Below are 396 nucleotides of genomic sequence, written 5' to 3' on the forward strand. Positions count from 1 at the left end.
GTGGAAATGGCATTGACCTCCGGCGACGTGGCGCGGCGAATCTGGCCGAGCATGTAGGTCGGCAGCGTGTCCTGCCCGCCCGACTTGACGAATTCCGTGATCACGACATCGTCGAGCGAGATGACGAAGGCCAGCATGAAGCCGGCAATGATACCGGGCCAGAGCAGCGGCAGGGTGATGTGGCGGAACGCCTGGATGGGTGTCGCATAAAGGTCGGCGGCAGCCCGTTCGAGCGTCAGGTCCATATTCTCCAGCCGCGCCCTGACAGGCAGGTAGGCGAAGGGAATGCAGAAGGCCGTGTGGGCGGCGATCAGGTAGCCGAGCCCGGAATAGCCGGTCCAGATCTTGATGCGCGAGAAGAAGATCAGCAGCGCCACCGCGGTGACGATTTCCGGC

1 protein-coding gene is annotated in these 396 nt (G+C 63.4%); it reads right to left on the reverse strand.

What is annotated here, in order from left to right; all coding sequences use genetic code 11:
• The coding region (locus AC1D0P_RS31145) for an ABC transporter permease (protein ID WP_477680258.1) at window positions 1-396 on the reverse strand (396 nt) is incomplete at both ends.

The organism is Polaromonas sp. P1_G2 (genome assembly GCF_056405515.1).